Origin of the sequence: Rahnella inusitata, assembly GCF_003263515.1 — a bacterium.
Lineage (GTDB): Bacteria > Pseudomonadota > Gammaproteobacteria > Enterobacterales > Enterobacteriaceae > Rahnella > Rahnella inusitata.
This window is the reverse complement of sequence record NZ_JYDE01000037.1, coordinates 1-25,171: the sequence shown is the minus strand read 5'-3', so window position 1 is coordinate 25,171 and position 25,171 is coordinate 1. Positions and strand designations below refer to the sequence as shown.

27 protein-coding genes and 1 pseudogene are annotated in these 25,171 nt (G+C 48.8%); 17 read left to right on the top strand and 11 right to left on the bottom strand.

The window, feature by feature from the left end:
* Positions 1-82: 82 nt before the first annotated feature.
* Entirely contained in the window at positions 83-784 is a 702-nt protein-coding gene (locus TU92_RS19160; RefSeq protein WP_112168761.1) for a purine nucleoside phosphorylase YfiH/LACC1 family protein, read from the top strand.
* Between the two features lie 54 nt (positions 785-838).
* On the opposite strand, the gene cspE is transcribed toward TU92_RS19160, so the two are convergent.
* The 3 genes from cspE to TU92_RS19145 all read right to left on the bottom strand — a co-directional run bounded on the left by cspE (position 839) and on the right by TU92_RS19145 (position 3,321).
* A complete protein-coding gene (gene cspE, locus TU92_RS19155; RefSeq protein WP_002221949.1) occupies positions 839-1,048 on the bottom strand; it encodes a transcription antiterminator/RNA stability regulator CspE in 210 nt (69 codons plus the stop codon).
* A 41-nt stretch (positions 1,049-1,089) separates the two neighbouring features.
* Positions 1,090-1,206 carry a DUF2627 domain-containing protein gene (locus TU92_RS19150; RefSeq protein WP_071823629.1) on the bottom strand — a complete coding sequence of 39 codons (117 nt, stop codon included), beginning with the start codon at positions 1,204-1,206 and terminating at the stop codon, positions 1,090-1,092.
* A 1,125-nt stretch (positions 1,207-2,331) separates the two neighbouring features.
* Positions 2,332-3,321: an MBL fold metallo-hydrolase gene (locus tag TU92_RS19145; RefSeq protein WP_112168760.1), complete on the bottom strand. Its 990-nt coding sequence runs from the start codon at positions 3,319-3,321 to the stop codon at positions 2,332-2,334.
* A 193-nt stretch (positions 3,322-3,514) separates the two neighbouring features.
* Between TU92_RS19145 and TU92_RS19140 the strand changes: the two genes are divergently transcribed.
* Complete coding sequence (locus TU92_RS19140; protein WP_112168759.1) at positions 3,515-3,787, top strand: hypothetical protein; 273 nt, start codon at positions 3,515-3,517, stop codon at positions 3,785-3,787.
* Between the two features lie 61 nt (positions 3,788-3,848).
* Here the strand turns inward: TU92_RS19140 and TU92_RS19135 are convergent, their stop codons facing one another.
* From TU92_RS19135 to mgrB, 4 genes are all read right to left on the bottom strand, one after another.
* Complete coding sequence (locus TU92_RS19135; RefSeq protein ID WP_013576199.1) at positions 3,849-4,085, bottom strand: DUF4060 family protein; 237 nt, start codon at positions 4,083-4,085, stop codon at positions 3,849-3,851.
* Positions 4,086-4,218: 133 nt separating this feature from the next.
* A complete protein-coding gene (locus TU92_RS19130) occupies positions 4,219-4,533 on the bottom strand; it encodes a phage protein NinX family protein (RefSeq protein ID WP_112168836.1) in 315 nt (104 codons plus the stop codon).
* A 120-nt stretch (positions 4,534-4,653) separates the two neighbouring features.
* A complete protein-coding gene (locus TU92_RS19125; protein WP_112168758.1) occupies positions 4,654-4,926 on the bottom strand; it encodes a YebO family protein in 273 nt (90 codons plus the stop codon).
* Between the two features lie 102 nt (positions 4,927-5,028).
* On the bottom strand, positions 5,029-5,157 hold the full coding sequence (gene mgrB / locus TU92_RS22670; protein WP_461492218.1) for a PhoP/PhoQ regulatory lipoprotein MgrB: 129 nt from the start codon (positions 5,155-5,157) through the stop codon (positions 5,029-5,031).
* 781 nt (positions 5,158-5,938) lie between these two features.
* Between mgrB and TU92_RS19115 the strand changes: the two genes are divergently transcribed.
* Both TU92_RS19115 and TU92_RS19110 read left to right on the top strand, forming a co-directional pair.
* Positions 5,939-8,632 carry an autotransporter outer membrane beta-barrel domain-containing protein gene (locus TU92_RS19115; RefSeq protein ID WP_112168756.1) on the top strand — a complete coding sequence of 898 codons (2,694 nt, stop codon included), beginning with the start codon at positions 5,939-5,941 and terminating at the stop codon, positions 8,630-8,632.
* A gap of 180 nt (positions 8,633-8,812) precedes the next feature.
* Positions 8,813-9,049 (top strand): YobH family protein, encoded by a 237-nt coding sequence (locus TU92_RS19110; RefSeq protein ID WP_112168755.1) that lies wholly within the window; start codon positions 8,813-8,815, stop codon positions 9,047-9,049.
* Between the two features lie 61 nt (positions 9,050-9,110).
* On the opposite strand, the gene TU92_RS19105 is transcribed toward TU92_RS19110, so the two are convergent.
* Positions 9,111-9,356 (bottom strand): DUF2766 family protein, encoded by a 246-nt coding sequence (locus TU92_RS19105; RefSeq protein WP_112168754.1) that lies wholly within the window; start codon positions 9,354-9,356, stop codon positions 9,111-9,113.
* Positions 9,357-9,559: 203 nt separating this feature from the next.
* Between TU92_RS19105 and TU92_RS19100 the strand changes: the two genes are divergently transcribed.
* The 3 genes from TU92_RS19100 to TU92_RS19090 all read left to right on the top strand — a co-directional run bounded on the left by TU92_RS19100 (position 9,560) and on the right by TU92_RS19090 (position 11,870).
* The gene (locus TU92_RS19100) at positions 9,560-9,751 is read left to right on the top strand and encodes a YdfD/YebW family protein (RefSeq protein ID WP_112168753.1); all 192 of its coding nucleotides are present in this window, start codon (positions 9,560-9,562) and stop codon (positions 9,749-9,751) included.
* A gap of 128 nt (positions 9,752-9,879) precedes the next feature.
* Complete coding sequence (locus TU92_RS19095) at positions 9,880-11,520, top strand: ABC transporter substrate-binding protein (protein WP_112168752.1); 1,641 nt, start codon at positions 9,880-9,882, stop codon at positions 11,518-11,520.
* A gap of 134 nt (positions 11,521-11,654) precedes the next feature.
* Positions 11,655-11,870: a hypothetical protein gene (locus TU92_RS19090; RefSeq protein ID WP_112168751.1), complete on the top strand. Its 216-nt coding sequence runs from the start codon at positions 11,655-11,657 to the stop codon at positions 11,868-11,870.
* Positions 11,871-11,937: 67 nt separating this feature from the next.
* On the opposite strand, the gene TU92_RS19085 is transcribed toward TU92_RS19090, so the two are convergent.
* Entirely contained in the window at positions 11,938-12,225 is a 288-nt protein-coding gene (locus TU92_RS19085) for a hypothetical protein (protein WP_112168750.1), read from the bottom strand.
* Between the two features lie 335 nt (positions 12,226-12,560).
* Here TU92_RS19085 and TU92_RS19080 point away from each other — a divergent pair, with 335 nt between their 5' ends.
* Positions 12,561-12,773: a hypothetical protein gene (locus TU92_RS19080; RefSeq protein WP_413535225.1), complete on the top strand. Its 213-nt coding sequence runs from the start codon at positions 12,561-12,563 to the stop codon at positions 12,771-12,773.
* A 43-nt stretch (positions 12,774-12,816) separates the two neighbouring features.
* Here TU92_RS19080 and TU92_RS19075 read toward each other — a convergent pair whose 3' ends face one another.
* Both TU92_RS19075 and icd read right to left on the bottom strand, forming a co-directional pair.
* Positions 12,817-14,328: a sensor domain-containing diguanylate cyclase gene (locus tag TU92_RS19075; RefSeq protein ID WP_112168749.1), complete on the bottom strand. Its 1,512-nt coding sequence runs from the start codon at positions 14,326-14,328 to the stop codon at positions 12,817-12,819.
* Between the two features lie 242 nt (positions 14,329-14,570).
* The gene (gene icd, locus TU92_RS19070; RefSeq protein ID WP_112168748.1) at positions 14,571-15,824 is read right to left on the bottom strand and encodes an NADP-dependent isocitrate dehydrogenase; all 1,254 of its coding nucleotides are present in this window, start codon (positions 15,822-15,824) and stop codon (positions 14,571-14,573) included.
* Positions 15,825-15,956: 132 nt separating this feature from the next.
* On the opposite strand from icd, the gene rluE reads away from it, so the two are divergent.
* The 9 genes and pseudogenes from rluE to phoQ all read left to right on the top strand — a co-directional run bounded on the left by rluE (position 15,957) and on the right by phoQ (position 25,037).
* Positions 15,957-16,583, top strand: a complete 627-nt coding sequence (rluE, locus tag TU92_RS19060) for a 23S rRNA pseudouridine(2457) synthase RluE (protein WP_112168747.1) — start codon at positions 15,957-15,959, stop codon at positions 16,581-16,583.
* On the top strand, positions 16,576-17,022 hold the full coding sequence (locus tag TU92_RS19055) for an NUDIX hydrolase (protein ID WP_112168746.1): 447 nt from the start codon (positions 16,576-16,578) through the stop codon (positions 17,020-17,022). The genes rluE and TU92_RS19055 overlap by 8 nt, the downstream gene beginning before the upstream one ends.
* Before the next feature lie 229 nt (positions 17,023-17,251).
* A complete protein-coding gene (gene mnmA / locus TU92_RS19050; protein ID WP_112168745.1) occupies positions 17,252-18,361 on the top strand; it encodes a tRNA 2-thiouridine(34) synthase MnmA in 1,110 nt (369 codons plus the stop codon).
* A 191-nt stretch (positions 18,362-18,552) separates the two neighbouring features.
* Positions 18,553-19,179: a high frequency lysogenization protein HflD gene (gene hflD, locus TU92_RS19045; RefSeq protein WP_112168744.1), complete on the top strand. Its 627-nt coding sequence runs from the start codon at positions 18,553-18,555 to the stop codon at positions 19,177-19,179.
* Between the two features lie 23 nt (positions 19,180-19,202).
* Complete coding sequence (purB, locus tag TU92_RS19040) at positions 19,203-20,573, top strand: adenylosuccinate lyase (protein ID WP_112168743.1); 1,371 nt, start codon at positions 19,203-19,205, stop codon at positions 20,571-20,573.
* 228 nt (positions 20,574-20,801) lie between these two features.
* A complete protein-coding gene (locus TU92_RS19035; RefSeq protein WP_167457456.1) occupies positions 20,802-22,286 on the top strand; it encodes a PstS family phosphate ABC transporter substrate-binding protein in 1,485 nt (494 codons plus the stop codon).
* A 185-nt stretch (positions 22,287-22,471) separates the two neighbouring features.
* A pseudogene (locus tag TU92_RS22505) lies at positions 22,472-22,609 on the top strand (glycoside hydrolase family 3 C-terminal domain-containing protein); the annotation flags it as partial.
* Positions 22,610-22,860: 251 nt separating this feature from the next.
* Positions 22,861-23,538 carry a two-component system response regulator PhoP gene (phoP, locus tag TU92_RS19025; protein WP_112168741.1) on the top strand — a complete coding sequence of 226 codons (678 nt, stop codon included), beginning with the start codon at positions 22,861-22,863 and terminating at the stop codon, positions 23,536-23,538.
* A gap of 44 nt (positions 23,539-23,582) precedes the next feature.
* Positions 23,583-25,037, top strand: coding sequence for a two-component system sensor histidine kinase PhoQ (phoQ, locus tag TU92_RS19020; protein ID WP_112168740.1), 1,455 nt, complete (start codon positions 23,583-23,585; stop codon positions 25,035-25,037).
* Positions 25,038-25,171: the final 134 nt, after the last annotated feature.

Here is a 25,171-nt window from a genome sequence, read left to right as displayed (position 1 = left end):
CGACTGGTGGTTGCAACCGCTGGAAAGTCCGGCCAAAAGCCAGCTACACTGATGCCATGACCTTTCCTTAACGAGACTTGAGATGAGTGACAGCTCAGCCTTACTCCGTCAAATACCCGGTATTCTTCATGGCTTCGGTGATAAGCACACCTTGCTTCCTGCTGAGTTACAATCTTACGAATCCACCCGTCCTGCCAAGAAGCAGGTGCATGGCGTTCGGATAGTCGATGTCACTCAGTCTGGACAGGCCTGTGGCGAAGCAGATGGGTTCTTCACCTCAACGCCCGGCATTCTTCTGGCGGTATTCACGGCGGACTGTTTACCGGTGATTTTTTGCCGCAAAGATGGCAAGCAAACCGGCGTAGTCCACGCGGGCTGGCGGGGTCTGATCGACGGGATTCTGGAACTGATGGCTGCCCGAATTAACGCGTCAGGAGATACGGCTGACTGGGTGGTGTCTATCGGCCCGGCGGCGGGTGCCTGCTGCTATGAAGTGAGTCAGGAGCTGACGGACACGTATATGCAGCGCCTTGATTTTCCGCCTTCACTGATATCACCTGTGCCGCGCCATCTGAATCTGGCCGCTATTGCCGAAGCGAAATTACGCGCGCTGGGCTTTGCCGACATCGATCACGCTGGCCGTTGCACGATATGCACACCCGATGAAACCGGCACCGGTTTCAACTACACCAGCTATCGCCGCAACAGCCATCAGCGAGAAAAAGATCCGGCGCATCCTGGCATCAGCGGACGCAATCAGCAATCCGGGATCATCATTCTCTGAATGCCGGACACAAAAAAACCCGCCTTGGCGGGTTTTTTTACAGCTGGACGCTGCTTAGATTGCAGTTACGTTAACTGCAGACGGGCCTTTCTGGCCGTCCTGGATTTCGAACTCTACGTTCTGGCCTTCAGCCAGAGTTTTGAAGCCGTTACCCTGGATTGCAGAGAAGTGTACGAACACGTCTTTGCTGCCGTCAGCAGGAGTAATGAAACCGAAACCTTTAGACTCGTTGAACCACTTAACTTGACCTTTGATCTTTGCCATCTTGAGTATTTCCTTTGGATTGTTTAAACCGCCCGTAGGCGTTACATAGACAAACTAGAGTCGTTACTGCTTGAGGCACTAAGATTAGAATCGGCAGAGAAGCGGTATTCAACGTGAACGTCTTTACTCAGAACTTCTATACTGAAAATGCCACACATATACAGAACTGTACCTCGTTTTACCCAGAAGCGTTATCACATACTCTGAATTCGATGGCAAGCCATTTTTAATCAGCGATGGACATGTCGCACATATTTGAGCCGCTTAATGGCACTTCGTGTTCAGTTAAGCTGAAATATGTTGATAGACATGCTTTTTTCTGCTTTACAGGTACAGCGGTATATCCAACAAAACAATAACGACCTGTTTCGATTATTGATCATTTAATGTAGAACCGTAAGCGTAAAAAACATCTTTATTTGAATTTTTATGGAGGATATCCCGGAAGATGGCTTACGCATCAGTCCCCTGCTGACCGCGTGCAGGATCGCCACGACCAGCCTCTCATAGGAGTCGCGGAATATTTAGACCATAAGCAATCGCAGGACGCTCCCGCTGATGTGGCTTTCAGGTTATGTGACTGGTTATGCAATAATCAAAAAGGTCATGGATGAATAAAATGGTGCAAACAAAACAAACAAATGAAATTAATGCACCTAAACCGTGCGCCTTTACATTGGCAGGGATATTAGTGAGTGAAAAAACCGGACGGAGGATTTCAATTCAAAGCCCTTAATCCTCACATGTATATTTCGTTGCCTGGCGTTGTTTACATTATAATGAATTAAAGTTTGCGACTTCGTTAAATTCACATGAAAACTGAAGAATAACCAGGGCACGCTTATTCACTAATAAGATATCGATATGAATAATAATTATTAATTACCGTGATCTGCCTCGCAGATTTTATTTCCTGATGCGTAACATCCAGGTCTTTTCTTCGACACAGCCCGCTGTTTCACGTCACGGGTATGCGTTTGCCACATTACGACAGACAAGGTGCTTCACGGCACACTATGAGTTCCCGCAGCATAAAGCCCTCTCCGCTAGGCTCAGGGAGAAGCTTTATGGTCATAAACTACATAATTCTCTGCCGGACGCGGCAATATTTTGCAACTCTGAAGAGGCATTTCATCGTGTTTTGCCATTCACTTTATAAATAATAACAAATCATTAACCCTTACCCTTAACAGGGTAAAATAAAATGCCTCTTAAGTGATAATACTTCTCATTAATCACTGAATGAGATTTTTCCTGCCCTATAATTTGAATGAGGAATAATTTCACTCTTTGGTGATGCTCGCCCCGATTTTTAACGGCGAAAATTTGATATCCGGCGAGACGCTTTCCGAAATTGCCTGAGCTAATTCTTTCAAAGGCTGATCCAGAGATTCATCCGCTAATTCAAAAACGCCCCAGTGAATCGGCACGGCTTTGTGACAACGCAGCTCTGAAAACACGTCCACAGCCTGTTGCGGGTCCATATGTTGCGCGCTCATGAACCATCTTGGTGCATAGGCACCTATCGGAATTGCCGCCAAATCAAAAGGTCCCAGACGCTGGCCAATCTTTTCAAACTGATTGCTGTAACCACTGTCGCCCGAAAAATAAAAGCGCAGTGAGGGGTGCGAGACCACCCAACCGCACCACAGCGACTGATTGCGATCCCAGGGCGTTCGCATACTCCAGTGGCGCGCAGGAACCGCAGATAATGTCAGTTCGCCGAACTGGCGCTCTTCCCACCAGTCCAGCTCTTCGACAAAATGCGCGCCCCGCTTCTCCAGCCAGCGCTTCATGCCAAGGGGCACCATAAATTGCACCTGCGGAAATCGACGCAATAATTTGCGTACGGTTACATTGTCCAGATGGTCATAATGATTATGCGAAAAAATCACCACATCGATAGGCGGCAGTTGATCAACCGGAGCAGCGACCGGCGTTTTGCGTTTCGGTCCGTAAAATCTCAACGGCGAAGCACGCTCCGACAACGCGGGATCCATCAGGATATAACATCCCGCGACGCGCAGCAGCAGACAGGCGTGGCCTAAAAACCACAACCGATCATCCGTGCCACTGAAATCGGCGGTCTGCCACCAGTTTTCAATAAAATGATCGTAGCCCTTCTCCGGCGGCAGAGGCAGCCGCTGCGCTTTGCGTTCCTGTTGCCAGCGTTTGAAATCTCCTTGCTGACGATTATGCGGTTCGATATTGGTAAATCCGTCAGGTGTATGATGGCTTTTTGACGGATCGTAATAGGGATTTTTACCAGACATAGGACTCCTGGATGGTGCTATTTCAGGGTGAACAGCGTACGGCGCCGTCCTGCATCCAGATTAATTAGCATACTTGTCGATATCTCTACAGGCAGAAAGTGCAAAAATATGTGCAATTGTCACCACGGAGGCGTGTTAAGAAACTCTTAATAACTCTGTGCTTTACTGGAACTGTTCAAAAAGGAGGACAACGATGACCCGCAACACATTCACTTCGCGCCTGACTCATATCTTCCAGCTACAGACACAGTACGGACGTTTGTGGCTGCGTTCGCGCTTTCGCCGGTTGACGCTGCCACCGACCTTGAAAGTCGTGATCTTCGCCGTGACGGGCATGATGGTACTCGCACTGACAGGTACTCTGCTTCTGCTGCTTGATCTGATCACAATAGTTTTCCGGATGCTCAAACGCCCGTTTCCACGCGGTAATTTTCGCCAGGCATCCCTCATCAGAAAACCCACATAAAATAAAACCGTGCAGGGAAAACCCGGCACGGTTTGCATTAAGGTGGAATGTCCCCCTGAACTCAGGCAGGCATACCGCAAAGTTTGGTTAAATTTCGGGCTCCGATCATGAGGGTAGCAACATAGGATTGTCTGCGGGTCACTACTTCGACCGCAACACGCGCATCTTTATATTTGATGAGGTAAGTAGAAGGCCAGCCCTGCCGGCGCTTACCGTAGGCTTTTTCATGACTGTCGATAGCTGCATGAGCAACCACCAGATGGGAGAGAGTTTTATCACCTTTAATGATGCGCTTCATAATGGACTCCGCCTTAGACACAACTGTCAAAATGAGGAAACATTAATCACTTGATACGCATCGCTTTTATGCGACGCTTATTCGAATCACTTCTTTGCAATACTTTGTCGCAATCTGAGTATCTCTGCGCTTTTTATTCCACGCAAGCCTTACTTTCTTTACTTAGCAGGAAACAGATCATCGCCGCCCGCAGAGGCCGTATGCTTTGCGCCTGCCACTGTCCATCAGGGCTTTGAATTTCGGCAAGCCAAAGCGGATCGCTCTGCAACTCTTTAAAATTTATGCTGATTTTATTGGCGCAAATAATGGGCCACGCATCGGAGGGATTGTTGCAATAATCTTTGCCTTTGACGCCGCCGTAGGGATACCACTTCTCAGGCTCTTCCCCGGTCAGTAAGGCGATACTGTGGTTTACATCACTGTCGTTTTCTTCGGACCATTTAATCATCAGTTCTTCCATCATGCAGGGCACATGCGTGGAGACTACCGGAGGATTAAGACAGATTTATGACCGGAAAGCACAAACAAAAAACCCGCCTCAGAGGCGGGTCAGCAAAGCACATTAACTTTATCTTTCCGGAATAAATCCACGCAGGCTGAGAGCGGAATCCTCTTCTGCCTCTTCCACCGGCTCCGCGCCTTTGGCTCTGGCCGTCAGAATCTTGAGCAACTCTGTTTGCTGACGTTGCTGCTCGGCAATTTCCTGCAGCAATTCAATCTGCTGGTTCGCCCTGACACTGGCCCGGCTGACAAAAAACCAAACCAACAAGAATAACAGCGCTGAGAGTGCACTCAACGCCAATGAAGCCAGGCTGTTTTGGCCCATTGCGAAATCAAACATTTACGACCCTACCACTGAATGTTCTGAACACACATCTTATCACTCCCGACGAGTCTGAGAAGCGGTTCACAAAAAAACAGGGCTTTCTTATGCTGCTGACGCTTAAAAGGGGATAAAAGAGGTGATCGCGCACACACCGAGGTCAAAGTTTCCGCCCTGATCGCAATAGCTGTTCAGTGCCATCAGGTACAGACCGACACAGATAAGCAGGAAAAGAACGAATACAACAATTTTCCTGAACTTGAAAGCAGGCTTTTTCAATTTGATTGCGGGTCTCTTGTAGTTTACAGCGCGTCTGTCAGGGCTCAATGGTGGCGTCCAACATGATATGGAACAGATTTCCATAGTACGACGGAAATCTTAAACAACGATATAACGAAGCGCGCCATTTTGCACACTTGCCGCCGTGCAATAATCACGTATAGAAATCATACATTAAAATGCATAACCCTTATCAATATATCGCAAAAGCCTCATTTGATCTGTATCAAATAAAATAGCATCTCCTGATCATGCTCCCCCCCAATAATTTCACTATGTGATTTCTCAAAAAGGGATATTTTTAATCAAGGCGACATCTTATTTAAAAAGCTATCTGGAAAGCCAATAAGATGACAGCATTGAGAGAATATAAATCTCATCACAAACTCATAAACACCTGTTTACTCTGGCTGTCAGCCACACCTGCTATATTACTAACACTCCCGGCTATCATTTAATATCACCTGAAAATTAATACGGTTGACAGATACAAACACTTCAATACGGAAATTATAAAGAAAACGACTTACTAAAAAGCAATTAATTAACTCAATCAAAATAAAACCCAAGAAAAATATTTCATTTTTCGCCCATTTTTATTTGAACTTCTTTGTTGAATTACCCACCTCATTAAAATATCATCCCACCGTCGAACAGTACTTCTGTCTCTTCGTTATATAAATGAAAGCATAATGGCTGGGATTATTCCCAGCTGGTTCATGCTGACTATTTTTTGTTGAGGGATTAATAAATGCATGCATGGAATAAAAAGTTCTTCGTTTCTAAAATAGCGCTGGCCTGCGCTGTTGCAGTAGCTGCACCTGCCGCGATGTCAGCTGACATCTCCGGTACCGTATACGATACCTTCTATCACGACGCATCTGTGACAGGGCATGTCGGATACCGTGGCTATACGGATAACGATGTTGCAGATAACGGTTACGTGGGCGGAGATATCAATTCTTCAATCAATAATGCTGTGGTTAACGGCGTTATTTCCACTTACTATCTGGGCTTCAATAATAATACGACCAATACGCTCAATATCACAGACACCACAGTAAACGGGATGATCAGCTCCAAATGTCAAACCAATGACTGTGGCGACGCGCGTAATGATTACGATCAGTCTCCATTACAACTGACCATTGATAATTCAACAATCAATGACACCTATGAACATTACAATTACGACGTAACTGACGCAAATAATGTTCGCGATAACGAAATTTTAAATACGTACGATTTAGGGGTGGCAGTCACTCTGGATCAAGAAAGTGATATCGTTATAAAAAATAACTCTCACGTAGCTGGTATTGCATTGTCACAAGGTTACCAGTGGGTTGATACCGACGTTAACAACAGCAATACCTTTGATAACACGCTAACTGTCAATGATTCTGTATTGACCTCTGGTTCGTATACTGAATTACAAACTTCCGGTTTTTACGGTCAGTCAGATAAACCAAGTGATTATGGTAATCTCAGTGCTACGGGTAGCGAAGTTGACGATATCGCACTTTCCGTAATAGCTGATTCTGCTGCTGATAATTCAATGAAAACAACAGCTGTTTTCAATAATTCAACGATCTCCGGCGACGTCTATTTCGAAAGCAGCTTTGATCATAATTATTATGATGGCGGCTACGATAGCAACGGTGATGGCGTACTTGATACCAACGGATGGGACGACACAGATGAACTCCATCTGACCCTGGACAATGGCAGCAAATGGGTCGGTGCAGCTATCTCCAATGTTGAAGCAGATGCTGATTTGTACGACAGAAGCATGAACAGCATCTGGCCTGGTTCTGTCGTCAACAAAACTACCGGTTACCTGGTGGGTGACAGTGTTTATCAGAGTGGTCTGTTTGACGTTGCGCTGAACAATGGTTCTGAGTGGGACACGACTAAAAGTTCCATTATTGATAATCTCACCGTTAATAATAAATCTCAGGTCAACGTTGCAGATTCCGGTTTGCTGGCTGACAACATTTCCCTGTCTGAGCAGTCAAGCCTGAAAGTTGCTGCGCATGGTATTGTTTACACCGATGCGCTGAACCTGAACTCTGGCAGTAAAGCCACCCTTACTGAGGAAACGGCAACCGTTTATGCTAACACCATCACCGTAGGAAGCGGCTCTGAACTGAACTTAGGTGCAGGTCAGGTTGATACCCACAATATGGTGCTGACTGACGATGGTACTTTCAATATCGGTAGCCGTGAATTCGTTCTGAATGCCGATATGAACAATGCCCGGGACAAAACCACCGTTGATTACGTTTACGATCGCGGCACTGTCGGCATGAACTCCGACGGACATCTGGCGGTTAACGGCGTAACTAACGGTAACTATCAGGTTCGTATTGATAACGCGACCGGTGAAGGTCGTGTTGCTGATTACCAGAATAAAGAGCTGATCCGCACTTACGGCGGCAATGCAACCTTCACGCAAGCTAACACCGCTGATTTGGGTGCCTATAAATATCAGGCAGAACAAGTTGGCGATACTGTCGTTCTGGCTAAACAAGGCATCACGTCTACCGCTAATGCAGCGCTAAGCCTGCCTTCTTCCAATGCTGCCACCTGGCACATGGAGCAAGACACGCTGAACAATCGCATGGACAGCTCACGTCACACCCAGGGTGATGACAAAGGCGGCGTCTGGGTTAACTACTTTGGTGGCCAGCAGAATGGTGATAATGGCGTTGTTGATTATGATCAGGACATCAACGGCATCATGGTAGGTTTGGATAAAGTCACTGAAGGTGGTGACGAGCGTCAATGGCTGGTCGGTATGGCAGCAAGCTTCGCTAAATCCAGCCTGTCTATGGACAATGCTGATGCGGACACTGACAGCCAGTCAGCACGGGTGTATTCCAGCCTGGACTTCAAGAATGGCGTATTCTTCGATACCTCTCTGAGCTACAGCCATTTCAGCAACTCGACTGACAGCACCATGAGTAACGGTCAGCAAGTTTCTGGCGACAGCACAACAGACGCATGGGGCTTTGGTCTGAAGGCCGGTTACGACTGGAAGTTCGCACCACAAGCTTACCTGACACCTTATGCAAGCATCACCGGCGTGTTCATCGGCGACGACGATTACAACATGAGTAACAATATGCGTGTCAGCGATCAGGCTTATGACAGCATGCGTTATGAGTTAGGTGCCAACATCGGTTATACCTTCGACCTGGGTGCAGATCAGGCTATCAGCCCTTACGCTACTCTGGCCTATGTGTATGAAGATGCCAACAACGACGCAGACATCAACGGGGACCGTATCGATAACGGCATCGATGGTTCCGCAGTTCGCGTAGGTTTAGGTGGTCAGTTCGACATGAGCAAAAACTTCACCGTTTATGCAGGTGCTAACTACCTGGGCGGCAGCGATGTTGACCAGCCTTGGGCAGCAAATCTGGGTATGAAATACCGCTGGTAATTGCTTTCTCAAGCTAGTGAGTTAATTCTGGTGGCCCCTTTCAGGGGCCGCTTTTTTTTGCACTCACACCCACGGCCTCAGATTAAGAATCTGCTGGAGTGACTTCTTTCCCTCAATAACTTCTACTAAGCTAATCAATATCCTGAAGCCTCAGGATTGATAATCAGAGGAGTGTTTGGGATGAGTGCTATCAAAGCCATTATTGTGCTGGCTGTGATTTACGCGATTTTCTTGTTTTCCGGCTACGGCGTTACCGTGGGCAGCAGTGAAAATGCGGCGGGATTAGGCCTCAAATGCCAGTATCTGACGGCCAGAGGGATTGTCAGTTCGCAGTACATTCATTCTGACAGCGGCGTGATTGGTGTGGCTAATTGCCCAATATTCAAACAAGTGGGCGAAGTGGTGGATAATAAATAGTTAAATTGTCTGGGATAGCGCTTTGTGATGCCCGCGCTGGCAGGCATCACAAAACCGGCAATCAGCTGTCGTGCTTGGTGAACTTCAGCTCGATCAACGAAATGGCTTTTTGGATGGCACGCTTAGTCACCGGGTCCGCACCGGCCGGATGCTTGTTAAAATCGATACTTTTTAACTGATGAGACATTTTCTCGCGCACTTCGGCAGGCGCAATAATCTCAATCACATCTAAAATTTGCTTAATCACCAACTGGCAGGCGACCAGATCAGACTCGTATTCTTGTTCTCTGGTTAAAGCATCAGACATGGGGTGCTCCTATCATCAAGATCATTCGTAAAAATTATGGCCGCGAGGATATCACGCTGGCTGAATAAATTCTCGCTCCGGTAATTAACCCCCTCTGAGGGCTTGTTCAGCGCACAAATAAACAGCAAACAAACATCATCTTATGTTGTTAGCGTCAGATTACTTCTATGCTTACAGCTGCGGCAAAAGGAAGGAGATTCGCGATGTTCGCACTAGTGTTGACCATCTGTTATCTGGGAGGAGGCTGCGAAGATTTCGTCGTGGATGCCTTTAATACTCAGCAACAATGCACCGTAGCGATGCAACAGCAGGGACTGCGCCAGGCTGGCTGTTACCCTATCGAAGATTTTATCGACGGTTACTGGATCCCCGCCCATGACAATGCCGACTTTTAGCGCGTTGCGTAGCCTTTCACAGAGTCGATACTAATAATCTCATAAAGATTGCCAAAGTGTCCGAACAACGGTATGAATACCCTGTTAATCATTGATATTTAACCATATTGACAGGGCAGGAAATGGCAATGACGATACGTAAAACTTATGGCTGCTTTGCGAAGCTGCCTCTCGCACTTCTTCTTTCATCAAGCTTTCTCACTTCTTTTGCCAGTTACGCCGCGACCGTTCCCGCCGGTGTAGAGCTGGCGGCAAAACAAGAAATTGTCCGCAACAATGGCAGCGAGCCAGCCTCTCTCGACCCGCATAAAGTTGAGAGTGACGTTGAATTCAATATTTTGAGCGATTTGTTTACCGGGCTGATAACCATCGATAATGACGGGAATGCACAGCCTTCACTCTCCAGCAGTTGGGAATCTAAAGACAATAAAACCTGGGTATTCCATCTCCGTCAGGGCATCGTCTGGTCAGACGGAACGCCAATCACCGCGCAGGACGTGGTGTTCAGTTGGCGACGCCTGATCGACCCGAAAACGGCATCGCCTTACGAAAGCTACCTCGGCAGTATGCATGTGCTTAATGCCAACGATATTATTGGCGGCAAAAAAACGGCGGATCAGCTGGGTATCAGGGCGCTGGATAAACAAACGCTGGAAATCACCCTGGATCAGCCGCTGTCTTACTTCCTGGGCATGCTTGCGCACCCTTCCCTTTCTCCGGTCAGTCAGGCGAATGTCGAAAAGTTCGGTGATAAGTGGACACAGCCGGCGAACATGGTCAGCAGCGGCCCGTTCAAGCTCGATACCTGGACGGTGAACGAACGTATTACGGCTGTACGCAATCCGACTTACTGGGATAACGCACACACCGTCATCAATAAAGTCACTTATCTGCCCATCGCTTCCCCTACGGCGGATGTAAACCGGTTCAAATCCGGGGAAATCGATATTACCGCCACGATCCCAGCGACACTGTTTGCATCACTGAAAAAAGAGCTCGGCTCGCAGGTACATGTCAGCCCTTATCTCGCCGTTTATTACTACGCAATGAACACACAAAAACCTCCGTTCAACGATGTCCGTGTGCGTAAAGCGCTGAATCTGGCGATAGATAAATCAATCATTGCTGATAAAGTTTTAGGTCAGGGGCAAACACCTGCCTGGCATTTATCGCCGGATAACACCGGTGGGTTTACTTTCTCAAAACCCAAAGAAGCCAGCCTGACGCAAGAACAGCGTAATGAAGAAGCGAAGAAATTGCTGAAAGAAGCCGGTTTTGGTCCGGATCATCCGCTGAAATTCAATCTGCTCTACAACACGTCAGAGTCGCATCAGCGTATTGCCATTGCCGCAGCATCAATGTGGAAAAAGAACCTTGGGGTAGATGCCGTTCTGCAAAATCAGGAATGGAAAACTATGCTCGATACCATGCATCAGGGTACCTATGATGTCGTGCGTTACGCCTGGATTGCCGATTACAACGAGCCTTCTACCTTCCTGAATACCTTACGCACTGGCAACAGCGAGAACACGCCGAAGTTTACCAATTCCGCTTACGATAAAGCCCTGGATGATGCATTAAAAGCCACGGATAAAGCGGAAGTAGGAAAGGCATATCAGCGAGCGGAAGACGTGCTCACAGAACAATCTCCGGTGATCCCGCTATACCATTATGTCAGCCCGCGGCTGGTTAAGCCTTACGTTGGCGGGTTCCAGGACAGTCTGTTGAACTACATCTATACCAAAGATCTCTACGTCATTAAGCACTAAGTCCGTCCTGCCTCTTCCTGCCGAAAAACCGGAAGAGGCATCTTTTAATTTTCTGTCCTGCTTTCTCCGCCCCCTCTTTGCCGGCTGCCCGCCAGATGTTAGATTGTACGTAAATCACACAAACGGGAGCGATAATGAAATTCTCGCAAAGTGAGATACAACCACTATGGGATGAAGTTGCGCGAATCATTGGCGATGGGGTAATTCAGATGCGACATCGGGGAGAACCGCTGAGCGCAGATGCGCTGATTGGTCATCTTGAACGACAACTGGCCTGCGCAACCGGCGTACAACGCCGCATTTTACTGGGCGCTGCAATCAATATGCTTAAAACCGACCGCCGTTCCTGATTTTAAGGCGGACGCAAACCCTGTCGCCTTTTCGGGTGACAAGTCGAATATCATCAACATATTGCCTTTACTTCGATTGTGCGGCGCGGCCTTGTGCGAACAGGAAAATGCGCTGAGTAATATCATCTGCGCCAAGAATATTTCCTTTTTGCTCCAGATTTGCGCGAGCGTAAGCCACGTCGTGTGCTTGATCGACCATATTGATCACCCGGTCACGCGTAGATTTATCGAGGGTTCCCAATAGTGTCGTCAGAATGGCCTGATAAGCGTTCGAAGCATAAGTCAACTGCCTTTCACGTTGTTCCAGCGCGTCAATGCGAACCATCAGGGCGTCCAATTGTTCTTGATGCGTCATAGCGGCATCCTCTTCACGGGTGGAAAATAACCGGAGACATTGGAGAAAGCCGATCTCCGCCGGTTACTGACATTAAGTTTAGCAGAGTTGAGAAAAGTGACGCGATCCCGCTAATGCCACCAAAGTAAACCGCCCCTCAATGAGTCTTTTCCTGCCAGTTCAGATGTAACCGTGACTTATCTCAAACCGTCCATATAGGCGGGCACCCTGAGTTTTGAAGCGTTACAACGGCAGTAATTGCTTACAGACCTCCAAATGAAATCTGCCGCTGGATATGACATTTTCAGGCGCAACACTGTAGATCTGTTAAGAAATTATTCATTCAGGGGAGAAGCGTGGGTAAGAAAACCATTTTTAGCGTAGCGATGGCAACGTTGTTGCTGATGAGTTCATTTGCACAGGCTGCAGGATGCCTCAAAGGCGCAGTCGTTGGCGGTGTGGCCGGGCATCTTAAACATCACGCCGTGATCGGCGCCGTGGCGGGGTGTGCAATCGGCCATCATCTGGCGGAGCAGGCGAAGAAACAAAACCCTTCTGCCCAAAAATAATTCATACCCTCAGGACAGACTCTGCCCTGAGGGTAGTACACCTCTAGTGTTTTTGAGAGACCACTACGCGGTTGCGGCCTTCTTTCTTGGCCTGATAGAGCGCTTCATCTGCTCTTTTCAGTGATTCTTCAGGTTTGCCCTGCTGCTGATTCCAGTACGCAACACCAAGAGAAATCGTGATGGGCCGTATGCCAGGCAATACCAGATTTTCCACGTTTTTACGCAGGCGTTCAGCAATCATTTCAGCCTCAGCCAGCTGCGCGCCCGGCAGCAGAACCAGGAATTCCTCTCCCCCCACGCGGCACAAAATATCGCTTTCACGCGCGTTATGTCGGATCTGTTCAGCCAGTGACCTGATCACCTGATCGCCAGTATCATGCCCGTAGGAATCATTGATCGACTTGAAGTGATCGATATCCAGCGTTATCGCCGCAAACTGCTGACGCAGTTGCACTACTGTTTCCAGCGTCATTGCCAGCCCGCGGCGGTTGAATAAACCGGTCATCGGATCAGTCTGTGTTTCGAACTTCAGCTTGCCGATTTTTTTCTGCAACAGACTAATACCAATCAATAGAGCACGTTTTAACTGTGTCGATTCAAAATACCATGAGGGGATTTCGCGGATGTTTGTAGAAACATCGGGCTTATCCATCTCATTTGCGCTGCGCGCCAGCAGCCACAGCGGCCGGGCTATCAAACGCGAGAATAACCAGACAGCCAGGAGCGTCACTAAAGCCAGTGGTGTCAGATGGCGCAGGACTTTATACATCAGGCCTTCAAGGGGTTTAAGCGTTGAGTCAGTGGGCCGTTGCGTAACAATTTCCCATCCGGACGACGGAACCACCGCGAAGCCTGCGAGCATTGCCTGTCCTGCCAGATTAGTAACCATCAGGCTGCCATTCGCATTACGTTTTACTGCGTCAGTCAGCGGGCGCGGTTTCACGACTTCGCCAATACGGTTCGCATCCGGGTGATAGAGGATCCGGCGTTCATTATCGAGAACGGCAATATAGGAGCCATCGCGATAATAATGCTCACCCAGCAGTTCATTCAGAATACTTTTCTGCCGCAAATAAATGGTGCCGCCGATATAACCGAGGTATTCCCCTTGCGCATTGATGATCGGCGTGGAGATTATAATGACCAGATTTTTAGCCAGCGAGATATAAGGTTTACTGATCATCGGACGGCGCTGTTTCAGGGCTTCCAGCGCGCCAGGCGTATTCAGCGTCTGGCCCATCAGTTGCAGGCTGTCAGGCGATGTCGCAAGGATTTTCCCTTTTGCATTCGTAATCACCACCGAGTTGAAGCTGTCGGTCTGATACTTTAATCGGGCCGTTTCTGCCTGCAGGATTTTTGGATCGTCAAAGTGGCTCGCTGCGATGACACCGCTGTATGCAAGCTGCTTTTGCATGCTTTTCAGGAACTGCTCGGTGCTGGCCGCCAGTTTTGTAGCATAAACACGGTTCTCTTCGAGCGTATTGTCGATCAACAACTGACGCTGCACGCTGTAGCTGGCATAAAAACTGTTCGCCAGCGTCACGAAGGCGCTCATTACAGCTAAGCTCAGGATCAGGCGTCGAAGATCGATACGAAACAAAGAGTGGGAAAGGAGTGAGCGCAACGAGAATTCAATCCACTGTCAAAAAAGTGGCTCATATTTAACACCCGTAGCCCGGATGCACAATAAGGCTGAAAAAATAAACAGCAAGCCGCTGATTGTGAAATAAAAAAAGGGAACCCACAGGCTCCCTCTCATAACGTCAGTCAGACAGCAACTGCCTGATGACGCTTCACTTACATATTGGCGATCATGTCGTCGGCAAACTCGCTACATTTGCGCAGCTTAGCGCCTTCCATCAGACGTTCGAAATCGTAAGTCACAGTTTTGGCAGCGATTGCGCCTTCCATGCCTTTGACGATCAGGTCTGCGGCTTCGAACCATTCCATATGACGCAGCATCATTTCTGCGGAAAGAATGATCGAGCCTGGGTTCACTTTGTCCTGACCGGCATATTTCGGTGCAGTACCGTGCGTGGCTTCGAACAGTGCGCAATCAGAACCAATGTTTGCGCCCGGTGCGATACCAATGCCGCCAACTTGCGCAGCCAGGGCATCGGAAATGTAGTCACCGTTCAGGTTCATACAAGCAATGACGTCGTATTCAGCAGGACGCAGCAGGATCTGTTGTAGGAATGCGTCAGCAATTACATCTTTAATGATGATTTCTTTGCCGTTGTTTGGGTTCTTGATTTTCACCCAAGGTCCGCCGTCGATCAGCTCACCGCCGAACTCTTCACGCGCCAGTTGGTAGCCCCAATCCTTGAAGGCACCTTCGGTGAACTTCATGATGTTGCCTTTGTGAACCAGAGTCAGTGAATCACGATCGTTAGTGATGGTGTACTCGATGGCCGCACGAACCAGACGTTTGGTACCTTCTTCGGAGCAAGGTTTGATGCCGATACCGCATTCCTGTGGGAAACGGATTTTCTTCACACCCATTTCGTCTTGCAGGAACTTGATCACTTTGTCGGCTTCAGCAGAACCTGCTTTCCATTCGATACCTGCATAGATATCTTCGGAGTTTTCACGGAAGATCACCATGTCAGTATCTTCTGGACGTTTTACCGGGCTTGGTGTGCCGGTGTAATAACGAACAGGGCGCAGACAGATGTACAGATCGAGCTGCTGGCGGAGGGCCACGTTCAGGGAGCGAATGCCGCCGCCAACTGGCGTAGTCAGTGGGCCTTTAATAGCAACACGGTAATCACGGATCAGGTCCAGCGTCTCTTCTGGCAGCCATACGTCTTTGCCGTACAGTTCTACTGATTTCTCGCCGGTGTAGATTTCCATCCAGGAGATTTTACGCTCACCTTTGTAGGCTTTCTGAACTGCCGCATCAACAACCTTGATCATGGCTGGAGTCACGTCAACGCCGATACCATCACCTTCGATGAATGGGATCACAGGATTATTAGGAATCACCAGTTTACCCTGAGCGTCTACTGTAATCTTTTTACCTTCAGCCGGAACAACTACTTTGCTTTCCATTAACCTCTCCTTCGAGCGCATTTTTGTTAAAAATTTGTAAGATGCCGGTCGATACTACTCGAATATTTCCCGCTAGCCAATCCGAAACATTTTTCAAGTATAATGCGCTAATTCTCTCTAACTTCAATGCCTATGAACCCGCTATCTTTTAGAAATCACAACGTTAAACGTTTCAGCAAACGGCCTGCCAAAGAACAATCTGCCCCAAAAGGGCCGAGAAAGGTGATTCTCTTCAATAAACCGTTCGATGTACTGCCACAATTCACTGATGAGGCGGGTCGGGCGACACTAAAGGATTACATTTCGTTAACAGACGTATATGCCGCAGGCCGTCTGGATCGCGACAGCGAAGGTTTACTGGTGCTGACCAACGATGGCAAACTGCAGGCTGCGCTGACACAGCCGGGCAAGCGCACCGGAAAGATTTATTATGTTCAGGTCGAGGGTGTACCGGACGACGCTGCGGTTGCGGCTTTGCGTGACGGGATTACGCTCAAAGATGGCCCTACCCTGCCTGCTGGCGCTGAAATTGTTGATGAGCCACAATGGTTATGGCCACGCAATCCGCCCATCCGTGAGCGCAAAGCGATCCCCACTTCGTGGTTGAAAATCACGTTGTATGAGGGCAGAAACCGCCAGGTGCGCCGGATGACGGCACACGTTGGTTTCCCTACGCTGCGTCTCATCCGTTACAGCATGGGCGAGTACACCCTCGGTGATTTACAACCCGGCCAATGGAAGGAGATCCCACATGTTTAAACCACACGTCACCGTCGCCTGCGTGGTGCAGGCTGAGGGCAAGTTTCTGGTGGTTGAAGAAACGGTCCACGGCAAAGTCACCTGGAACCAGCCTGCTGGCCATCTGGAAGCGGACGAAACCTTAGTCAGCGCCGCGAAGCGCGAGCTGTATGAAGAAACGGGGATTCACGCCGAACCGCAATCTTTTCTCGGGCTGCATCAGTGGCAGGCACCGGACGGCACACCTTTCTTGCGTTTCGCGTTTGTGATTGACCTGCCCGAAATGCTGGACACCGCGCCGCAGGATGACGATATCGACCAATGCCGCTGGGTGAGTGCCGAAGAAATAATCGGCTCCCCGCAGTTGCGTTCTCCGCTGGTGGCTGAAAGCATCCGCTGTTATCAGCAATCCCCGCGTTACCCTCTGGAAATCCTGCACAATTTCAACCTGCCGGAATAACCTTCTGCGCCGGTTGTCGCCTCCCTGTGAATCAGCGATGCAGCAACCGGCCTGACGTGATAAAATTTCGCGCGTTCTTTTTTGCGCACGCTCTGTTTACTTAATGCAATAAACCGATGTCCGGGTTTCTGTGGTGTTTTTGTCGCGCGCGGCCTTCATCCTCGTGGGGCAAATATCGTAAAAAACACCGGCAGCACCGGGCAATAAATTCCTATGTTTCGGGACTATTATGTCTGACAACAGCCAGAAAAAAGTGATCGTCGGGATGTCCGGCGGTGTCGATTCCTCTGTATCTGCTTACCTTCTGCAACAGCAGGGTTATCAGGTCGAGGGCCTCTTCATGAAAAATTGGGAAGAGGATGACGACGAAGAGTATTGCACAGCAGCCACTGACCTCGCCGATGCGCAGGCCGTATGCGACAAGCTGGGCATTGAACTGCACACCGTGAATTTCGCGGCGGAATATTGGGACAACGTGTTCGAATTATTCCTCGAGGAATACAAAGCCGGACGCACGCCGAACCCGGATATCCTGTGCAACAAAGAAATCAAATTCAAAGCCTTCCTGGAGTTTGCAGCCGAAGATCTGGGTGCCGATTACATCGCCACCGGTCACTACGTGCGCCGCCAGGATATCGACGGTGTCAGCCACTTGTTGCGCGGCGTCGATGGCAACAAAGATCAGAGTTATTTCCTCTACACGCTGGGTCATGAACAGGTCGCACAAAGCCTGTTCCCGGTCGGAGAACTGGAAAAACCTGAAGTTCGTCGCATCGCGGAAGACCTCGATTTGATCACCGCGAAGAAAAAAGACTCTACCGGTATCTGTTTTATCGGTGAGCGTAAATTCCGCGATTTCCTCGGCCGCTATTTACCGGCGCAACCGGGCGTGATTAAAAGCGTAGACGGTCAGGTGATGGGGCAGCATCAGGGTCTGATGTACCACACGCTCGGCCAGCGCAAAGGTCTGGGCATCGGCGGACAAAAAGACGGCGGCGAAGAGCCGTGGTACACCGTCGAAAAGGATGTGGAAAACAACATTCTGTACGTGGCGCAGGGTCATGAACATCCGCGACTGATGTCCGTTGGTTTGATTGCGCAGCAGCTGCACTGGGTTGATCGCAAGACGCTGACCGCCCCGCTGACCTGCACTGTGAAAACCCGCTACCGCCAGCAGGACATTCCGTGCGTAGTGACTCCGCTGGATGATGAGCGCATCGAAGTGCGTTTCGACGCCCCCGTGGCCGCCGTGACTCCCGGCCAGTCAGCGGTGTTTTACCTCGGTGAAATCTGTCTGGGTGGTGGCGTCATTGAGCAACGTCTGCCGCTTCAGGTCTGATACTGAGCAATCAGGTGGTTGAATACGGGACGCTTTCGGGCGTCCCGCTTTATTTCTGCCCGTAAGTGGCCTCTGCACTGATTCCGAACTGTGTTTAGAGGCAGTTTTATGGCATGATCTGTCGCCATTAGTTTGGGCTATTTTCTTTGGCACCGCGTCTCATCGTTTCGAAAACGCTTACAGGAGTAAACGTGGCTAAAAATTATTATGACATCACGCTGGCATTGGCGGGGATCTGTCAGGCAGCACGCCTGGTTCAGCAACTGGCGCACGACGGCCAATGCGCTCAGGAAGAAATGTCAGTTTCGCTGCGCAGCCTGCTGGAGATGAATCCTGCTTCCACGCTGGCGGTGTACGGTAATAATGAAGCCAATTTGAAGATGGGGCTCGAAACGCTGCTTGGCGTGTTAAACGCCAACCGTCAGGGACCGGGCGCTGAGTTAACGCGCTACGCATTAAGCCTGATGGTGCTTGAGCGCAAGCTGTACGCCAATAAATCGGCCATGAATCAGTTGGGTGAACGTATCGATCAGCTCGATCGCCAGCTGGCGCATTATGAGCTCGAATCTGACACCATGATAAGTTCGCTGGCCTCGATTTACGTCGACGTCGTCAGCCCGGCGGGTCCACGTATTCAGGTCACCGGCTCACCGGCTATTTTACAAAATTCGCAGGTTCAGGCTAAAGTCCGCGCCATTTTACTGGCCGGTATCCGCTCTGCCGTGCTGTGGCACCAGGTTGGCGGTGGTCGTCTGCAATTGATGTTTTCTCGTAATCGCTTGTTCGAACAGGCGAAAAATATTCTCGTTCATTGTTAATAAGATCCCAGGAGTTGCTACCGATGGAATTATCCTCACTGACCGCCGTTTCCCCCGTTGATGGACGCTACGGTGATAAAGTCAGCGCGCTGCGTACTATTTTCAGCGAATTTGGCCTGCTGAAATTTCGTGTGCAGGTTGAAGTACGTTGGCTGCAAAAACTGGCCGCCTGTGCAGAAATTAAGGAAGTTCCTGCTTTTGATGCCGACGCAAACGCTTTCCTTGACCAGTTAGTGGCCAATTTCGATGTTAATGACGCTCAGCGCATTAAAGATATCGAGAAAACCACCAACCATGACGTGAAAGCGGTTGAGTATTTTCTGAAAGAAAAAGTGGCCACCATCCCTGCCCTGCATGCGGTGTCAGAGTTCATACACTTCGCCTGTACCTCGGAAGATATCAACAACCTGTCTCACGCACTGATGTTGCAAACCGCCCGTCAGGACGTCGTCCTGCCGTACTGGAAACAAATCATCGATGCAGTGAAAGGCCTGGCGCATAAATACCGCGACATTCCGTTGCTGTCCCGTACTCATGGCCAGCCTGCTACGCCATCCACGATCGGTAAAGAACTGGCTAACGTCGCTTACCGTATGGATCGCCAGTTCAAACAGCTGGGAAATGTGGAAATCCTCGGTAAAATCAACGGTGCCGTCGGCAACTACAACGCCCACATAGTGGCTTACCCGGAAGTGGACTGGCATCAGTTCAGCGAAGAGTTTGTCACCTCTTTGGGCGTGACCTGGAACCCGTACACGACCCAAATCGAGCCGCATGACTACATCGCCGAGCTGTTTGACTGCGTCGCGCGTTTCAACACCATTCTGATCGACTTTGACCGCGACATCTGGGGCTACATTGCTCTGAACCACTTTAAGCAGCGCACTATCGCGGGCGAAATTGGTTCATCCACCATGCCGCACAAAGTTAACCCGATCGACTTCGAAAACTCCGAAGGCAATCTTGGTTTGTCTAACGCAGTATTGCAGCATCTGGCGAGTAAACTGCCGGTTTCCCGCTGGCAACGTGACCTGACGGATTCCACCGTCCTGCGCAACCTCGGCGTCGGTCTGGGTTACGCATTGATCGCCTATCAGGCTACCATGAAAGGCGTCAGTAAGCTGGAAGTGAATGAAGCAAACCTGGCCTTTGAGCTGGATCACAACTGGGAAGTACTGGCGGAGCCCATCCAGACAGTGATGCGTCGTTACGGCATCGAAAAGCCTTACGAGAAGCTGAAAGAACTGACTCGTGGCAAGCGTGTTGATGCAGCGGGCATGCAGGAGTTTATCGATTCTCTGGAATTGCCGGAAGAAGAGAAAGTACGCCTGAAAGCCATGACGCCAGGTAACTACATTGGCCGGGCGACCACTATGGTTGACGAGCTGAAGTAAAAATGAATTAGCACTTTAGTTTTTAGGCATGAGGCGATCTTTAGATCGCCTTTTTTTATTAAAAATAATACAACTCCTCAGTGTAAATACATCTCGTCGGAATTATTTATTCTACCCGCTCCAATAACAAACTACTGCTTCATTTTTATAACTTGTCAGTCTGGTGTTACTTATATAACATCTCCAGCACTTCATTAAATGGATACTTATGGAAGGATGATTTTAATCATGAATAAAACACACATGAAGTATATATTTAAAAGCATATTATACGTATTTTTTATATTGCCAAATCTATCATTTGCGTTGTGTATAATATTTTTTTATTTGAGTATCATTGCGGCTAAGCTCCTAAAAATCACCCATACCGACTCTATCAACATATTTCAATGGATCTGTATAATTCTTACGTTTTATCTTTACGGGAATCGGTGGGCAAAGAAAAATACTTCCAATCAATTTTTTTACTTACGCTATGGTCTTTTTATTTTTGCAACATTTTACAGTTTAATGGCTCTCATATACTTAGTTTTCAATGGTGGTGGAAGTCTTGCTGATATTAACCATACTTTAGCGTTTTATATGTATATTCAATTCATTCTCAGCAACATATTTTTGAATATCATCGCTGAACCATGGTTTTTTCTGATTTTACCTTCAGTCACTTACCTTGCATTCTTCCTGGGGATGGTAAGGGGAGAATATAAATATAATAAAAAAACATCTGCACCATTCGCACGAACTATCATAGGCTGTAGTCTGGCTGTATTATTGTCAATCTTGTTTTTGCAAAAAGCTATACATAATCGCAAGTTTGTTACAGAACACGCTGAAGTTACTTTAAGTGACAGAATTGAAGAAAGGGATTACAGACCTTTTACCTCAAACAAAAAAATCACACCTATTCATGCACCGGCTACTGTTAAATTTGAAGAGAATTGGCCACATGTTGATGGCGCAACTGCACTTTATCCCCTTTACGCATCTGCTGTCGAAGCATTGTATAAAGACCTCAATGACCGGACAGTTAATGCTTACATTTCAATGAGTACAACCCCAAATGCTTATAAAGCGTTAAATAAGGGAACTGCAGATTTAATTTTTGTGGCAGCACCTTCTGATAAACAAATCGAACTGGCAAAACAAACTGGTAAAGAGTTACATTTAACCCCAATAGCACGTGAAGCATTCGTATTTATTACGCACATAGACAATCCGATAACTAATCTAAGCACCGCGCAGATTAGGAATATATACTCAGGAAAAACTAACTACTGGAATGAAGTTGGCGGTAGTAAGCATAGAATAATTCCCTTCCAGCGGGATGACGACTCTGGTAGTCAGACAACGATGCAAAAAAACGTCATGAAAGGCCTGCCAATGCGCACGCCGCTCAAAAGTGAAAGAGTTAAATTTATGAGTGGTCTTATTAGCCGGGTTGCTGATTATCAAAATACTCAAAATGCACTTGGATATTCATTTAGATATTATACGACGATAATGCAACACAACGAAAACTTACGTTTACTCAGTATCGATGGTATAGCCCCTACTGTTGAAAATATTCGCAATGGAAAATATCCGCTGACTGTAGATGTGAATATTGTCACCTCCGGTACTCCATCAGAAAACAGTCAAAAAATGATCAATTGGTTTCTGAGTCCGCAAGGGCAAAAATTGATTGAAGATGTGGGTTATATAGCAATCCAATAGGTGATTGTTAAGTACACAGACGCGTCTGTGTACTTTTCACGAAAATGCCTAACTCTGCGTCTGGAGTTTACTCTGGCGCAAATCACCAATGATGTTATTCATGCGGTCTTAGGTTAAACGATAATATCGGATAGAGAATTCTGTAATCAGTTACATAAGCATCACGGCGTTAGCCTGCAAATGCTAAGACGGTGGTAGAAACCGGCAAACCGGTGGTGGTAATGACTGGCGGACGCCCATATAACCTGGACGGGCAGGAAGACCGGGTTGCGGCGCTGATTGTGGCATGGATACCGGGCCAGCAAGGCAGCAGTGCGATTGCTATGGCGCAGGTTAAACCCTGCGCGTAAATGAAGTACCTCTCTCATTCCTTGATGATACTTTTGGCTTTAATCAGCGTAAGAACTCACTTTTTGTGCCTCTGAACTTAAACGCCGTTTATAATTGGTTTAGGTTTTGTTTAGGTTTGCGGTGACGACGTTGATGTGACGTTGATTAAAATGTTTCTGAATGATTTACAATTACGTTCAGAATAGTTTTGCCGTCTTCCGCGCCATTAGGATAAGGAACTACCATGCGAATTTTAGTCATTGAAGATAACGCACTGCTGCGCCATCACCTTTCCGTTCAGATGAGAGAAATGGGCCATCAGGTGGATGCCGCTGAAGATGCCAAAGAAGCCGATTATTTTTTGCATGAGCACGCGCCGGATATCGCGATTGTCGATCTCGGTTTACCGGGTGAAGACGGCCTGAGCCTGATCCGCCGCTGGCGCAGTCATCAGGCTAACCTGCCGATTCTGGTCCTGACCGCCCGCGAAAGCTGGCAGGATAAAGTTGCCGTGCTCGAAGCCGGTGCCGATGATTACGTCACTAAACCTTTCCATCTGGAAGAAGTGCTGGCGCGCATGCAGGCGCTGATGCGTCGTAACAGCGGTCTGGCATCACAGGTCATTACCCTGCATCCATTCCAGATCGATTTGTCCCGCCGTGAACTGACCGTTAACGAAAACCCGATCAAACTGACCGCATTTGAATACACCATTATTGAGACGCTGATCCGCAACGCCGGAAAAGTGGTCAGTAAAGATTCGCTGATGCTTCAGCTTTATCCCGACGCCGAACTCCGCGAAAGCCATACCGTCGATGTGCTGATGGGCCGTCTGCGCAAGAAGCTGCAGGCCGAGCACCCGGAAGATGTCATCACTACGGTCCGCGGACAGGGATATCGTTTCGACATCCGTGCACAATGACACGTTTTATCCTCGCCTGAAGCCTCAACATCAAAGGACGCGCCATGAAAGGACGCACTAAAAAACCCTTCTCGCTTCGCGTCCGCTTTATGATGGCGACCGCCGCCGTTGTTCTCGCGCTGTCGCTGGCCTACGGACTGGTGGCGGTGGTCGGCTACATGGTGAGTTTCGATAAAACCGCCTACCGCCTGTTACGTGGCGAAAGCAATCTGTTCTTCAGCCTCGCGCAATGGCGCGACGGCAGGCTTTCCATTAACGTTCCGCCGGATCTCGACCTCAATACGCCCACGCTGGTATTTATCTACGATGCCGACGGCAAATTGCTGTGGTCGGAACGCCGGATCCCGGAACTGGAAGCGCATATCAACAAGGCGTGGATGAACAAACCGGGCTTCTATGAGCTTGATACCGACACCCAAATCAGCAGCGAAGTATTGGGTAATAATCCGCAGGCGCAGGATAAGCTGAAAGATTACGACGACAGCGATGCTAACGCCATGACGCACTCCATCGCTGTGAATACCTACAACGCCACGGCGCGATTGCCTGCGCTGAACATTGTCGTGGTCGATACAATTCCGCAGGAATTACAGCGTTCCGATCTGGTGTGGGAATGGTTCAGTTACGTGCTGCTCGCCAACCTGTTGCTGGTCGTGCCGCTGCTGTGGCTGGCGGCTTACTGGAGCCTGCGCCCTATCAAACAACTGATTCATCAGGTCGCTGAGCTTGAAAGCCACGAACGCGAATCCCTGGATGAAAACCCGCCGCGAGAACTGCGCGGCCTGGTACGCAATCTGAATATTTTGCTACAAGGGGAGCGCGGGCGTTATGACCGCTATCGCACCACGCTGGCGGATCTGACCCATAGCCTGAAAACGCCGCTGGCGGTGTTACAGTCTACGCTGCGCGCCCTGCGTAACAGCAAGCAGATGACCATCGAAGAAGCAGAGCCGGTAATGCTCGAGCAGATCAGCCGTATCTCTCAGCAAATCGGTTATTACCTGCATCGTGCCACCCTGCGTTCCGAGCAAAATTTACTGATCCGCGAAGTCCATTCTGTTCCCGCCATTCTCGACGGATTATGTTCAGCGCTGAACAAGGTTTATCAGCGCAAAGGCGTGGTGATCACCGTGGATATTTCGCCCGAGCTGACGTTTGTCGGCGAGAAGAATGACTTCATGGAAGTGATGGGTAACGTTATCGATAACGCCTGCAAATACTGCCTGGAGTTCGTCGAAATCAGCGCGGTACATACCGAAAATCAACTGGTGATACTGATCGAAGATGACGGTCCCGGCATTCCTGAAAGCAAACGTGAAGTGATTTTCCAGCGCGGTCAGCGTGCCGATACATTGCGTCCTGGACAAGGTCTGGGACTTTCTCTGGCCAATGACATCATTGAGCAATACGACGGTAAAATTATCATCGGTGACAGCCCGCTTGGCGGCGCCAGCATGCGCGTGTGCTTTGGTTTACAGCAGGGAATCGAACTAGAATAACGGCTTAGCGGTGTAATCTCCGGCAAATTTCGGTGCTTTCTTCACCGGTATTTGAAATTTGCTGGCAATTGCCCAACGCAGCCGCAACACCTTCCGTTATAATCCTTTACAGACCCACCTTCTTTTGGAAAAAA